The organism is Sphingopyxis sp. SCN 67-31, from assembly GCF_001725095.1.
In genome coordinates, this window is sequence record NZ_MEFH01000055.1 from 13,141 (window position 1) to 26,809 (window position 13,669).

Consider the following 13,669-nt stretch of genomic DNA (forward strand, 5'->3'; position numbering starts at 1 on the left):
ATCAGGTTGGCAATTATCCCTTCTCGACAAGTCACTGCTCCCCGGCGAAAGCCGGGGTCCAGATGGCACAACGCTGCCCCGCATGGACCCCGGCTTTCGCCGGGGAACAACTCCCTGCTTGCCTGAAGGGTATATATCCCGATCAAGTCCGGGGTGACGATGCGGAATAGGTCGGTTTCCCGGTTGTAGCCGGTCAGCCGATCCTATTCTTCGGTCCGGATCAGGATCATCTCGCCGATCAGCGCGAACAGGATGAACGGCCCCCACGCCGCGAGGAACGGCGGATAGGCGCCCAGATCGCCCATCGCGAGCGCGAAATTGTCGGCGACGAAATAGGCGAAGCCCAGCGCCATGCCCAGGATCGCGCGCACGAACAGCTTGCCCGACCGCGCGAGGCCGAAGGCCGCAACGGCGCCGAGCAGCGGCATCAATATCGCCGACAGCGGCCCCGAAATCTTGTGCCACAGCACGCCTTTCAGCGCGTCGACCGGCCGCCCCGCGACCTCCAGGTCGTCGATCGCGCTCTTGAGCGCGAGGAAGGGAAGTTCGTCGCCATCGACCTGCGCCAGCGTGAACTGGTCGGGGCGCACCCCCTTGGCGGCTATGATGGTGCCGAGCGGCTCGACCGTTCCCGATCGGCGGATGAAGCGCCGCGCGCCGGTGAATTCCCATCCCCCCGCGATCGCGCGGCCGCTGTCGGCCGACAGCATCGACGCCAGCACGCCGCCCTTGCGTTCGATGATGGTGACGTTACGGAGCAGCACCGCGGCGCCCTTCGTCTCGACCGTTTCGGCGTTGATCAGGTCGTCGCCAGCGCGGACCCAGACGTTGGTGCGGACCCCCGTATCGGGCGGAATCTGCGCATATTCGACCTTCTGCCACGCGCTGAGCGCCGCAGTCGCGCGGGTGACGATGCGTTCGTTGAAGGCGAAGCTGATCCCGGCGACGAGCAGCGCGGCGAGGAACAGCGGCGCGAGCACCTGATGCGCCGACATGCCGGACGCCTTCATCGCGATCACCTCGCTGTTCTGGTTGAGCGTCGCGAGCGTCAATATGGTGCCGAGCAGCACCGAAAAGGGCAGGAAGGTTTCGACGATCTGCGGAAAGCGCAGCCCGACATAGCGCCACACGTCGCTGTCGCTGTTGCCGGCGACCGCCAGTATCTTGCCGCTTTCCCCCAGCAGGTCGAGCGTCTGGAGGATCAGCACCAGCGCGAACAGGATCGCGAAGCTGCGCACCAGAAACAGGCGCCCGACATAGAGCGCCATGGTGCGCGAGGGGAAAAAATGAAGCTGATGCATCAGGCGCGCCGCTGCTTGCGCTGGAAGAGCTGGAGAAGACGGCGGATGCGCTGCCCCGCCTTCGCGGCGACGCGTTCGAGCGCGCCGATCGGCTGCCCGCCCGGCACATGCGCGAGGGTGTAGTACATCCAGATCGCGAGCGCGGCGAACAGCAGGAAGGGCACCCACAGCGCGATGATCGGGTCGATCGTCCCGCGCGCCCCCATATCCTCGGCATATTGGTTGATCTTGTGCTGCGTCACCAGCAGCACGATCGACAGGAAGACCCCGAGCGAACTGGTCGATCGCTTCGGTGGAATGGCGAGCGCGACCGCGAGCAGCGGAATCAGGAACATCGACGCCACCTCGACGATCCGGAAATGGAAATTGGCGCGCGATTCGAGGCGGGTCTTCAGCGGTTCGGCCTTGTCGTTGCCGACGACGAACAGCTCGGGGATGGTCAGCTCGCGGTCGGCGCCGCCGCGGGTGCGGAACGCCTCGATCTTGGGCAGCGGGATCGGCAGGTCGTGATTGTCGAAGCTGAGCACGCGCGGCACGGAGAATTTCGGCGATTCGTGGATCAGCACCCCGTTGGTCAGCCGCAGGATGATCGTGTCGGGATCGTCGGTGGCGAGGAACTGCCCCTGCGCCGCGGTGGCCGACACGCGCTGCCCGTCCTTGTTCTCGCCGCGCACGAAGATGCCGCGCAGGCTGCGACCGTCGTTGTAGCTTTCCTCGATGCGCAGCGTCATGCGGCTGCCCAGCTTGGTGAACTCGCCGACCTTGATCGAGGCGCCGAGCGCGCCAGAGCGCAGCTCGAACTGCAGCCCTTCATAGGCATAGCGGGCGTAGGGCTGGATGAAGCCGACGATGGCGAGGTTGATCAGCGCGAGCGCCAGGGCAAAGACATAGGGCATGCGCATCAGCCGGCCGAAGCTCATGCCGACGCCGCGCAGCACGTCGAGCTCGCTGGTGGTCGCAAGCCGCCGGAAAGCCAGGAGGATACCGAGCATCAGCCCGATCGGAATGCCGAGCGAGAGATATTCGGGGATCAGATTGGCGAGCATGCGCCAGACGACGCTGACCGGCCCCCCTTCGGTCGCGACGAAATCGAACAGGCGCAGCATCTTTTCCAGCACCAGCAGCATCGCCGACACGACGAGCGTTCCGAGCATGGGGAAGAAGATGAGCCGCGCGATGTAGCGGTCGATGGCGGGTAGTCTATTCAAGCTTTCGTCGCCCCATCACCATGATTTGGCCGCAAATGTTTCCAATATGCCGAGTCAAGGGCGACAGGGACCCATGCCAGCGTGTGCTTCAGCGCGTGCGCAAGCGAACGCCGGCATGGTTATAGCCTCTGGAGGAATTGAGGTCATGTCGAAAATGTTTTTCGCCGCGATGCTCGCCGCCGGCGCCGTTGGAGCGCTGGCAGCGCCCGTCGCCGCGCAGGGCGCGACGCTGGGCCCCTCGGCGCATCTGTGCAACAGCAATGCGACCGCGGTGCTGGTCGACGTGCGCGGTTTCAAGGCGCACACCGGCACGCTGCGCGTCCAGATCTACGATGCGGACAGCAGCTATCTGGAAAAGCGCAAATGGCTGGAACGGGTCGATGTCCCGGTATCCCGGTCGGGCAACATGCAGGTCTGCGTGCCGGTGAAGACGCCGGGCAATTACGTCGTCTCGGTGCGCCACGACATCAACGGCAACGGCAAGTCGGACAAGAGCGACGGCGGCGGCATGTCGGGCAATCCCGACATGAAGGTCACCGATTTCATCTTCAAGCGCAAGCCGAAGCTGGCGGCGGTCAGCTTTGCGGTCGGCGGCACGACCAAGCGCGTGCCGGTCACGCTCAACTATATCAGCGGCCTGTCGTTCGCACCGGTCGATTAGGAAAGGCATGGAGGGGTAGTGGCCAGCGTCGCGCTTCTTTCCAATCCGCGCTCCACGGGCAACCGTTCGCTGTTGCCGCGCGTGCGCGAATATTGCGCGGCGCACCCCGACATCTTTCACTATGAGGTCGAGCATGTCGACCAGATCGGCGAGGCGATCCGCACCATCGCGATGGTCTCGCCGCGCGTCGTCGCGATCAACGGTGGCGACGGCACGGTGCAGGCGGCGCTGACCGAGCTTTATTCGGGGGGGCATTTCGGCGGGTCGCCGCCGCCGGTCGCGGTGCTGCCCAATGGCAAGACCAACCTGATCGCGCTCGACCTCGGCGCGGAGGGCGACCCGATCAAGGCGTTGCGGCGCGTCGTCGAACTGGTCGAGGCCGGATCGCTCGAGGACCATGTCATCGAACGCCAGCTCATCGCGCTCGACAGCGGCGGTGCGCGGCCGGTGCTCGGCATGTTCCTCGGCGGCGCCTATCTCGCCGACGTCATGCTCTATTGCCGCAACCGCATCTATCCGCTCGGCCTGCCGAACGGGCTGTCGCACGTGCTCGCGGCGATTCTCGGCCTGTTCGCGATGGTGCTCGGGATCGGCGGCGGACGCCTGCCGCCCAAGCCGCAGCCGATGACGGTCTCGCTCGTCCGCCAGGGCGAGTTCAAGGGCAAATTCTCGCTGCTGATCATCACGACGCTGGAAAAGCTGCTGCTCAGCATCCGCACCAGCGATGCCCATGGGACCAACGGCCATATGAAGCTGCTCGCGACCGACAGCAGCGTCGGCGCGCTGTTCCGCATGCTCGGCGCGGCCTGGCGCGGCACGCTGGGGCAGAAGCCGCTCGAAGGCGTGCATTTCCAGCAGGGCGACGAAATCCATATCGAGGGCGAGCGTTCGAACGTCATCCTCGACGGCGAGATTTTCGAGACCTCGGGCGGCCGGCCGATCATCCTGACCTCGACCCAGCCGGTGCCCTTCCTGCGTCTCGCAGCCTGAGCGTCGGCCCGTGCGCGACATCGCCAGCCTCGTCCGCGAAGAATTGGCGCTCCCCGTCGATCCGCGCGTCGCGGCGATGGCGGCGGCGATCGCGGCCCGATATCCGGGCAGCGCACGCGCGGTGCTCTTCTATGGGAGCTGTCTGCGCGAGACGCAGCTCGACGGGCTGATGCTCGATTTCTACCTGATCGTCTCCGACTATGGCGATGCCTATCCGAAACGCTGGATGGCGTTCGCCAACCGCCTGATCCCGCCGAACGTCTTTCCCTTTCAGGCGGGCGGGCTGATGGCCAAATATGCGGTGCTCAGCGAAAGCGACTTCCACCGGCTGAACGGGCCGGAGACGCGCAACGTGTCGGTCTGGGCGCGCTTCGCGCAGCCGTCGCGGCTCGTCTGGGCGGTCGACGACACCGCGCGCGACAAGGCGGCGGCGGTGGTGGCGCGCGCGGCGCCGACGCTGCTCGCGGCGGCCGGACGCCTCGGCGGCGAATCGATCCTCGACTGGTGGCGCCGCGCCTTTTCGCTCACCTATTCGGTCGAGCTGCGTGCCGAGCGGGCGAGCCGCGCGCAGTCGGTGGTCGACGCCGATCCCGACCGCTACCGCGATTTCGGCGAGGCCGCCGCCGCGGCCATCCCGGTGGGTGCGCCGAGCGGCGGCTGGACGCGCCGCCGCATCGAGGGCAAGGCGCTCAGCATCGTGCGGCTCGCCAAGGCCAGCCTGACCTATGCCGGCGGGATCGACTATCTGGCGTGGAAGATCAATCGCCACGCGGGCACGAAGATCGAGATCAAGCCCTGGCAGCGCCGCTGGCCGCTGCTCGCCGCGCTGACGCTGGTCCCGCGCCTGATGCGGAGCGGCGCGATCCGCTAGAACATGATGACATGAGTTGGAATCGTCATTGCGAGGAGCGAAGCGACGCGGCAATCCAGAGTGTGCGCAAACCGCTCTGGATTGCTTCGCTCCGCTCGCAATGACGAAGTGGGTCAATCTAAAGTCATCAGAGTCTAGGACGAGGTCGCGCGCGCGAGCGTCGCCGCGCCCGGCTCGGGCGCGGGGACGTCGCGGCAGCGGCGGATCGCCTGGTCGAGCGCGGCGAGGGTGAAGGGCTTGCGCAGCACGTCGTGGTCGCCGAAGCTCGCGATCTCGCTTGCGTCGCCGGCGTAACCGGTGACGAACAGCACCGACAGGTCGGGCCAGCGCGCCTTGAGCCGTTCCACCATTTCCGGCCCGGTGAGTTCGGGCATCAGCACGTCGGACAGGATCAGGTCGAACCCGCCGTTGGCCGCGACCAGCGCCTCGGCCTTCAGCGGATCGTTGCAGGCGACCGCGCGGTGGCCCAGTTCCTCGACCGCATCGACCGTCGCGGCCAGAACGCGCCGGTCGTCCTCGACCACCAATATGTCGAGCGCGTGGGACGGTGCGTCGGAAAGAGCCTTGCCGCCGTCCGCCACCGCCGCGTCGGTTTCACCGGGCCGCGCGACCGGCAGCAGCATCGCGACGCTCGTCCCCTCGCCGACGGTCGAGGCGATCTGCACCTCGCCCCCCGACTGGCGGCAGAAGGCGAAGACCTGCGTCATGCCCAGCCCGGTGCCCTGCCCGGCGGGCTTGGTGGTGTAGAAGGGGTCGAACACGCGTTCGATCACCTCGGGCGCCATGCCGCAGCCGCTGTCGATCACCTGCACCGCGAGCGCCGCGGTTTCGGCCCTTTCGTCGCGCAGCGTGCGGATGACGAGCGTGCCGTGACCGCCCATGGCGTCGCGCGCGTTGACCGCGAGATTGAGCAGCGCATTCTCGAACTGCTGCCGGTCGAGCCGGCAGGCGAGCCCTTCCGCGCCGAGGTCGAGCGACAGCGCGATCCGGTCGCCGATCGTGCGTTCGATCAGTTCGGCGAAGCTCGCGATGCATTCGTCCACGGGGGTGAATTCGGGACGGGCGGGCTCCGACCGAGCAAAGGCGAGCAGCCGCCGCGTCAGGTCGGCGGCGCGGTTGGCGCCGTCGAGCGCGTTGCCGAGGTGGCGCTGCGCCTTGTCGGGCGCTTCCGACAGCCAGCGCTGGGCCAGTTCGAGCCCGCCGACGACGACCGCGAGCATATTGTTGAAATCATGCGCGATCCCGCCGGTGAGCTGACCCACGGCCTCCATCTTCTGCGCCTGCCGCAATTGCGCCTCGGCCGCTTCGCGCTCGACCATCTCGCCGCGCAGCGCCTCGTTGGCTTTCGCCAGTTCGGCGGTCCGTTCCTCGACCGCGGCTTCGAGCAGCATCGCGCGGTCGCTCTCGGCGAGTTGCTCGCGCCGCGCCATGCGCCGCTCGCTTTCCGCTCGCACGAGCGAGAAGCTCGCCGCGATGGCGATCACCGCCGCGAGCGCGCCGAGCAGCGAGAAGAGCAGGATCGCCTGGTTCAGGCTCGCGCGGTCGGAGGCGGCGATGCGGTTGCGCTCGCTGAGCAGCGTGCGCTCGTTGCGGATCAGCTCGGTGAGCAGCTTGTCGATGCGGCCGAGCGCCGGGTCGTGCCCCGCCGCATTATATTTGGAGATCGCCGCGACCGTCTGGCGATAATTGGCACTGAGCGCGGCGTCCCCGAGTTGCGTGCCGCGCTGGGCGAGTTCGGCGGTCAGCTGCTGCACCAGTTCGGCCTGCTTGGGATTGTCGCGCACGTTGCGCCGGAGCAGCGCCAGATATTGCTGCGCGAGGCCCCATTGCTGCTGATAGATGCGCCCGTCCTCTTTCTGCAGCCCGACCGCGAAGCGGCCGAGAGCGGATTCGGCGCGGGCGAGCGCGGCGTCGAGGCTGCGCGTCTGCTGGATCATCTCCAGGCTGTGCGCCTGATAGCCGAGCGACCGATCGTAATTGTCGTTGGCGCGCATCAGCAGCAGCACGAGCGCCGCGACGACCCCGACCAGGATCGTGCCGACGCCGACCGTCAGCCAGAAGCGCACGCGCTCCCGGCGGCTTTCGCTTTCACTGTCGCCATCCCGCTCGAACACCGCGCCTGTTTACCGGCATTCGGCGGCTGGGCAAAGCGGCGAAGCGCCCGGGACGCGGCGCGATGCTCGGTTCGCCCCGAAAAGGAATCCGCTGGTCGGCGCGCAGGCTCGTTTCAGCCGATAATGCCGGTGCGCTTGCCCGCGCGCTCGAAGCGGCCGAGGATCTCGCCGACCTGGTCGGCCGAATGCTCGGCGCACAGCGAACAGCGCAGCAGCGTCATGCCCGCGGGGGTCGCCGGCGGGCGCGCGAGGTTGACGTAAAGCCCTTCCTCGAGCAGCGCTTCCCACATCATCGCGCCCCTTTCGAGATCGGGCATGATGACGGCGATGATCGCCGACTGCGGCTCGTCGGTGCCGAGCGTGAAGCCCAGATCGCGCAGCCCTTTGTGCAGCGCCTTCGAATTTTCCCACAGATGCGCGCGCTTGTTCGATCCGTGCATCAGCTTGCGGATGCTCGTCGCGGCGGTCGCGACGACGCTCGGCGGCAGCGAGGCGGTGAAGACATAGGGGCGGCAGACGAGCCGCAGGATTTCGAACTTCGGATGGTTCGACACGCAGAAGCCGCCGACGGTGCCGACGCTCTTCGAAAAGGTGCCGATGATGAAATCGACGTCGTCGATCACCCCCTGCGCCTCGGCGACGCCGCGGCCGTGCTCGCCGATGAAGCCCATCGAATGCGCCTCGTCGACCAGCACCATCGCGCCATTCTCCTTGGCGATGCGGATCATCTCCTTCAGCGGCGCGACATCGCCGAGCATCGAATAGACGCCCTCCAGCACGACGAGCTTGCCCGCCTCGGGCGGCAGGCGCTTCAGCCGCTTTTCCAGCGCTTCGATGTCGTTGTGGCGAAAAGCGACGATCTCCGCATCGCCCATCTTGCAGCCGTCGTAGATCGAGGCGTGACTGTCGATGTCGAGGATGATGTAGTCGCCCTTGCCGGCGATCGTCGAGATGATGCCGAGGTTCGCCTGATAGCCGGTCGAGAACACCATGGCATGATCCATGGCGTAGAAGTCCTTCAGCGCCTCCTCGACCTCCCGGTGCCCCTGATAGGTGCCGTTGAGGACACGGCTGCCGGTCGTGCCGCTGCCGAATTTGTCGAGCGCGTCCTTGCCCGCGGCGATGACGTCCTCGTCGAAGGTCATGCCCATATAATTGTAGGTGCCGAGCAGGATCGTCTCGCGCCCGTTGCAGATCGCGACGGTGGGCGAGAGCACCTTTTCCATCACCAGACTGAACGGATCGGTGACGCCGGTCGACAGCAGCGCCGCGCGCTGCTCGATCAGCGGGTCGAATTTCGAGAAAAGATCGGTCATATGATGCTTCCAAAATCCGTTCGCATCGAGCGAAGTCGAAATGCCCCTCGGCCTCGCACTTTCCTGATGGGTGTCTCGACTTCGCTCGACACGAACGGAACGAGAGAGGTCAGCCCTGCAGTTTCTCCACCGCGGCGATCAACTGGCCGACATTCTCGATTTCCGCCTGCATGTTCATGCTGATGATGATGTCGAAACTGTCCTCGACCTCGGCGACGAAATCCATGACGGTCAGGCTGTCCCATTCGAGGTCGCCGGCAAAGGTCGTGGCGTCGGTCAGTTCGACGCCCTTCTTGTTGAACGGCTCGATCAGGCCGTGAATCGTCTCGCGCAGCGCGGTGCTCATTTCGGTGCGTCCCAAAAGTGGAAATATCGCGCGGACATGCCGCGACCATGGTTCCTTGGCAAGCGATTGCGGCGGCAATCGGGCAGCATCTTGCCGATCGACGCCCGGCATGCCATCGCTGGTGCGGTTCGATGATCGGGGATGGCCTATGAGCAAGGAACCGGAGAAGCGGCCGAAAAAGGCGCCGGAACGCGTGGAGCCGCCGCCCGCGACCGGCTTTCCGCCCAATGCGGTCCATCTCGTCCGCACCAATCAGCAGATCACGATGCAATTGTCGCAGATGGCCGATCAGAAGGCGTCGATCCTGATGGGCGCGACCTTCGTCGTCTTCACCCTCGCGATCGGACAGGCGCGCGCCGGGGCGGGGGCGCTGACGACGCCGCTCGCGATCCTCGCGACCTTTTCCTTCCTGTCGGCGCTGCTCGCCATCTCCGCCGTGCTGCCGCGCGTCGGCAAGGCGCCGCCGGCCGCGCGCGACGGCGAAGATCGCGGCAATCTCCTCTTCTTCGGCCATTTCGCGCAGATGGGGGAGGATGAGTTCATCGCCGCGATCAAGGCGCGCCTGCGCACTGAAGAGGACCTCTACGAGGTGATGCTGCGCGACACCTGGCAGAATGGCGTCGTGCTCGCGCGGCGCAAATATCGCTATCTGGCCTATGCCTATCGGTTGTTCGTGGTGGGGCTGACGCTGACCTTCCTCGCCTTCGCGGTCGAGATGACGGCAATGTGGATGGAATAAATCCGGGGTGAAGGGAACGGCTGTGGCCTTTTTATCACCCCCGCTCGTCAAACCGCACGCCTCGCCCCGTCGCTATTGAACCGCTGGAACCCCGCGCTTATCCGGGCCGGCCATGCTCGATCAGGCCCACCCCCTGACCGCGGAACCGCCGCGGACATTCCGCGTCGAATTCCGCGAAACACTGGCGCTCGCCTGGCCCCTGGCCGCCGCGAACCTGCTCCAGATGCTCGTCCATGCGATCGACGTGATCTTCGTCGCAAGGCTCGGCGACACGGCGCTCGCCGCCTCGTCGCTCGGCGTCGCGATCTTCGGCCTTCTGCTGTGGACGGGCACCGGGCTGGTCGGCGCCGCGGCACCGCTGATCGCCGCCGAACTCGGCCGGCGCAAGCACAGCGTGCGCGAGGTGCGGCGCACCGTGCGCATGGCGCTGTGGCTCAGCCTGCTCGTCTCGCTCGTCTTCATGGGCGTGTGCGCCGCCGGCGGGCCGATCATGCGCGCGACCGGGCAGGACCCCGAATTGACCCATCGCGCCGCCGCTTTCCTGCTGATCCTGATGTGGGGGATGGCGCCGATGATCGCGGCGAGCGTGCTGCGCATCTTCGTCTCGGCGCTCGGGCGGCCGACGATCGCGACCGCGATCACCTTCCTCGCGCTGTTCGTCAACGCGCTCGGCAACTGGACACTGGTGTTCGGCCACCTCGGCCTGCCCGCGCTCGGCCTCCACGGCTCGGCGCTGTCGAGCGTGCTGACCAGCACCGCGATGCTGATCGCCTATGTCGTGGTGATCCAGAGCGACCGGCGGCTGCGGCGCTATCATCTGTTCGGCAACTGGTGGCGCAGCGAATGGAGCCGCTTCGTCGAGACCGTCCGCATCGGCACCCCGATCGGGCTGACCATCCTTGCCGAGGCGGGGCTGTTCACCGGCGCCGCCTTCCTGATGGGCCGGATCGGCGAGGCGCAGCTGGCCGGGCATACGATCGCGCTCCAGATCGCGGCGCTCGCTTTCCAGATTCCGTTCGGCGTCGCGCAGGCGGCGACGATCCGCGTCGGGCTCGCCTATGGCGCGCGCGACCGCCGCGCCATCGCGCTCGCCGGCCGCGCCTCGCTGTGGCTCGGCATCGGCTTCATGGTGCTGACCGCGCTCGGCATGTGGCTCTATCCGGCGACGGTGCTGTCGCTCTATGTCGATGTGGGCGATACGAAGAACGCCGCGCTCGTCGGTTTCGCGATGCAGTTCCTCGTCATCGCCGCCGCTTTTCAGCTGTTCGACGGGGCGCAGACGGTCGCCGCGGGGGTGCTGCGCGGATTGCAGGACACGCGCATCCCGATGCTGATCGCGGTGTGCGGCTATTGGATCGCGGGCTATGGCACCGCGATCTACCTCGGCTTCTGGACCCCGATGGCGGGCGTCGGCATCTGGATCGGCCTCGCGGTCGGACTGGTCGTCGTCGCCGCGCTGCTGCTCATGCGCTGGCGGATGCGGGCGCGGCTGGGGCTGCTTCCTTAAGTTGCTGGTGGCTGAACTGGCTGGAGAGTTGCTTCGCTTCTCGAACCATGTCCTTCATTTCCTCGACCGTTAGAATTCGAAGCTTCTTGTCCGTGTGGCAAGCATTCTGGAACCCGAACCAGTTTTCGATGGCTTTGCTGCCGTCATATCGCACGATCACGGTCAATACAGCATGGACGAGGTCGGTTCGCTTGTCGTTGAGAAGCGTGATCGCCTTGATTCGCTCTTCCAGCTTTTTCGGATGGACGAAGTGGTCTTTCGCTCCTGAAAGGCGGGTCAGCTTTTGAGTGAGGGGGGTGCCGGGCGCGGCCTTCAACTCAAGCCGGACAATATAATCCATCACGGCGGCTTCAAGCTTGGCGAAGGCGTCCAGAAACTCCCCGCGCAGCAGTTGTCCCCGCTCGCGCAAGGCGCGCAGATCGACGGCCTCCGCCTCCTTGATGACTGGAACTTCGCCCCCCATCTGGATGCTCTAGCCGAGCAGACGTAAAATTTTCGTTGGACTCCGCTTGACGCCCCACGGGGTGCGACCCATATGCCCGCCTGTTAGCACTCGCCTGGTGTGAGTGCTAAGTGACATCATTTGCACCTCTGGAGGGATATCCATGCAATTTCGTCCGCTGCACGATCGTGTGCTCGTCCGCCGTATCGAAGCCGAGGAAAAGACGGCCGGCGGCATCATCATCCCCGACACCGCCAAGGAAAAGCCGCAGGAAGGCGAGATCGTCGCCGTCGGCGAGGGCGCCCGCGACGAGGACGGCGACCGCATCGCGCTCGACGTCAAGGCCGGCGACCGCATCCTGTTCGGCAAGTGGTCGGGCACCGAGATCAAGGTCGACGGCGAAGAGCTGCTGATCATGAAGGAATCGGACATCCTCGGCATTCTCGCCTGAGTCCGTCCATCGAATTGAGAGTGAAGTTGCGCAGTTTCCTGCGCCTTTGAAAGGAACGAGCCAATGGCTGCCAAGGACGTTAAATTTTCGCGCGACGCGCGCGAGCGGATCCTCAAGGGCGTCGACATCCTCGCCGACGCCGTCAAGGTCACGCTGGGCCCCAAGGGCCGGCATGTCGTGATCGACAAGAGCTTCGGCGCTCCCCGCATCACCAAGGACGGCGTCAGCGTCGCCAAGGAAATCGAGCTCAAGGACAAGTTCGAGAACATGGGCGCGCAGATGCTGCGCGAGGTCGCCAGCAAGGCGAACGACAAGGCCGGTGACGGCACCACCACCGCGACCGTGCTGGCGCAGGCGATCGTCCGCGAAGGCATGAAGTCGGTCGCCGCGGGCATGAACCCGATGGACCTCAAGCGCGGCATCGACCTCGCCGTCGGCAAGGTGGTCGAGGATCTCGCCGCCCGCTCGACTCCGGTGTCTGGCTCGTCGGAAATCGCGCAGGTCGGCATCATCTCGGCCAACGGTGACACCGAAGTCGGCGAGAAGATCGCCGAGGCGATGGAGAAGGTCGGCAAGGAAGGCGTCATCACCGTCGAGGAAGCCAAGGGCCTCGAATTCGAACTCGACGTCGTCGAGGGCATGCAGTTCGACCGCGGCTATCTGAGCCCCTATTTCATCACCAACCCTGAAAAGATGACGGTCGAACTCGCCGATCCGTACATCCTGATCTTCGAAAAGAAGCTGTCGAACCTCCAGTCGATGCTGCCGATCCTCGAAGCGGTCGTGCAGTCGGGCCGTCCGCTGCTGATCATCGCCGAGGACATCGAAGGCGAAGCGCTGGCGACCCTCGTCGTCAACCGTCTGCGCGGCGGCCTGAAGGTCGCGGCGGTCAAGGCGCCGGGCTTCGGCGATCGCCGCAAGGCGATGCTGCAGGACATCGCGATCCTGACGCAGGGTGAGATGATCAGCGAAGACCTGGGCATCAAGCTCGAATCGGTCACGCTGAACATGCTGGGCCAGGCGAAGCGCGTCACCATCGACAAGGACAACACGACCATCGTCGACGGCGCCGGCGAAGCCGATGCGATCAAGGCCCGCGTCGAGCAGATCCGCGCCCAGATCGAGACCACGACCAGCGACTACGACCGTGAAAAGCTGCAGGAACGTCTGGCGAAGCTCGCCGGCGGCGTTGCGGTTATCAAGGTCGGCGGCGCGACCGAGGTCGAGGTGAAGGAGCGCAAGGACCGCGTCGACGACGCGCTGCACGCGACCCGCGCCGCGGTCGAGGAAGGTATCGTCTCGGGCGGCGGCACCGCGCTGCTCTATGCGACCAAGGTGCTCGACGGGCTGAAGGGCGTCAACGACGACCAGACGCGCGGCATCGACATCGTCCGCAAGGCGATCGAAGCGCCGCTGCGCCAGATCGCGGCCAACGCCGGCCACGACGGCGCGGTCGTCGCGGGCAACCTGCTGCGCGAAGACAATGTCGATCAGGGCTTCAACGCCGCGACCGACACCTATGAGAATCTGAAGGCCGCCGGCGTCATCGACCCGACCAAGGTCGTGCGCACCGCGCTTCAGGATGCGGCGTCGGTTGCCGGCCTGCTGATCACCACCGAAGCGGCGGTCAGCGAACTGCCCGAAGACAAGCCGGCGATGCCGATGGGCGGCGGCGGCATGGGCGGCATGGGCGGCATGGACTTCTAAGTCCCGCATCCCAGCC

Annotated in this window: 13 protein-coding genes; 7 read left to right on the plus strand and 6 right to left on the minus strand. The window is 66.1% G+C overall.

The window, feature by feature from the left end:
* Positions 1-203: 203 nt before the first annotated feature.
* On the minus strand, positions 204-1,301 hold the full coding sequence (gene lptG / locus ABS88_RS08735; RefSeq protein ID WP_076073951.1) for an LPS export ABC transporter permease LptG: 1,098 nt from the start codon (positions 1,299-1,301) through the stop codon (positions 204-206).
* Positions 1,301-2,509, minus strand: a complete 1,209-nt coding sequence (gene lptF / locus ABS88_RS08740; protein ID WP_076073953.1) for an LPS export ABC transporter permease LptF — start codon at positions 2,507-2,509, stop codon at positions 1,301-1,303. Before lptF ends, lptG begins: the two co-directional genes overlap by 1 nt.
* A gap of 145 nt (positions 2,510-2,654) precedes the next feature.
* Here lptF and ABS88_RS08745 point away from each other — a divergent pair, with 145 nt between their 5' ends.
* Genes ABS88_RS08745 through ABS88_RS08755 form a run of 3 tightly spaced genes read left to right on the plus strand, consistent with a single transcriptional unit; the run spans position 2,655 to position 5,031 of the window.
* A complete protein-coding gene (locus ABS88_RS08745) occupies positions 2,655-3,170 on the plus strand; it encodes a DUF2141 domain-containing protein (protein WP_076073954.1) in 516 nt (171 codons plus the stop codon).
* A gap of 18 nt (positions 3,171-3,188) precedes the next feature.
* Positions 3,189-4,160: a diacylglycerol/lipid kinase family protein gene (locus ABS88_RS08750; RefSeq protein ID WP_067113740.1), complete on the plus strand. Its 972-nt coding sequence runs from the start codon at positions 3,189-3,191 to the stop codon at positions 4,158-4,160.
* A 10-nt stretch (positions 4,161-4,170) separates the two neighbouring features.
* Positions 4,171-5,031 (plus strand): hypothetical protein, encoded by an 861-nt coding sequence (locus ABS88_RS08755; RefSeq protein WP_076073956.1) that lies wholly within the window; start codon positions 4,171-4,173, stop codon positions 5,029-5,031.
* A gap of 134 nt (positions 5,032-5,165) precedes the next feature.
* On the opposite strand, the gene ABS88_RS08760 is transcribed toward ABS88_RS08755, so the two are convergent.
* The 3 genes from ABS88_RS08760 to ABS88_RS08770 all read right to left on the minus strand — a co-directional run bounded on the left by ABS88_RS08760 (position 5,166) and on the right by ABS88_RS08770 (position 8,807).
* The gene (locus ABS88_RS08760) at positions 5,166-7,145 is read right to left on the minus strand and encodes an ATP-binding protein (RefSeq protein WP_104959317.1); all 1,980 of its coding nucleotides are present in this window, start codon (positions 7,143-7,145) and stop codon (positions 5,166-5,168) included.
* Between the two features lie 113 nt (positions 7,146-7,258).
* Positions 7,259-8,461, minus strand: coding sequence for a serine palmitoyltransferase (spt, locus tag ABS88_RS08765; RefSeq protein WP_067105238.1), 1,203 nt, complete (start codon positions 8,459-8,461; stop codon positions 7,259-7,261).
* A gap of 109 nt (positions 8,462-8,570) precedes the next feature.
* Complete coding sequence (locus ABS88_RS08770) at positions 8,571-8,807, minus strand: acyl carrier protein (protein WP_067105237.1); 237 nt, start codon at positions 8,805-8,807, stop codon at positions 8,571-8,573.
* A 148-nt stretch (positions 8,808-8,955) separates the two neighbouring features.
* Here ABS88_RS08770 and ABS88_RS08775 point away from each other — a divergent pair, with 148 nt between their 5' ends.
* Complete coding sequence (locus ABS88_RS08775) at positions 8,956-9,546, plus strand: Pycsar system effector family protein (protein ID WP_076073964.1); 591 nt, start codon at positions 8,956-8,958, stop codon at positions 9,544-9,546.
* 112 nt (positions 9,547-9,658) lie between these two features.
* Positions 9,659-11,053, plus strand: a complete 1,395-nt coding sequence (locus ABS88_RS08780; protein ID WP_199775050.1) for an MATE family efflux transporter — start codon at positions 9,659-9,661, stop codon at positions 11,051-11,053.
* Here the strand turns inward: ABS88_RS08780 and ABS88_RS08785 are convergent.
* Entirely contained in the window at positions 11,010-11,516 is a 507-nt protein-coding gene (locus ABS88_RS08785) for a hypothetical protein (RefSeq protein ID WP_104959318.1), read from the minus strand. The two genes, ABS88_RS08780 and ABS88_RS08785, sit on opposite strands and share 44 nt — an antisense overlap.
* Positions 11,517-11,658: 142 nt before the next feature.
* Here ABS88_RS08785 and groES point away from each other — a divergent pair, with 142 nt between their 5' ends.
* Complete coding sequence (gene groES, locus ABS88_RS08790; protein WP_076073969.1) at positions 11,659-11,946, plus strand: co-chaperone GroES; 288 nt, start codon at positions 11,659-11,661, stop codon at positions 11,944-11,946.
* A gap of 63 nt (positions 11,947-12,009) precedes the next feature.
* Positions 12,010-13,653 carry a chaperonin GroEL gene (gene groL / locus ABS88_RS08795; protein ID WP_067105233.1) on the plus strand — a complete coding sequence of 548 codons (1,644 nt, stop codon included), beginning with the start codon at positions 12,010-12,012 and terminating at the stop codon, positions 13,651-13,653.
* Positions 13,654-13,669: the final 16 nt, after the last annotated feature.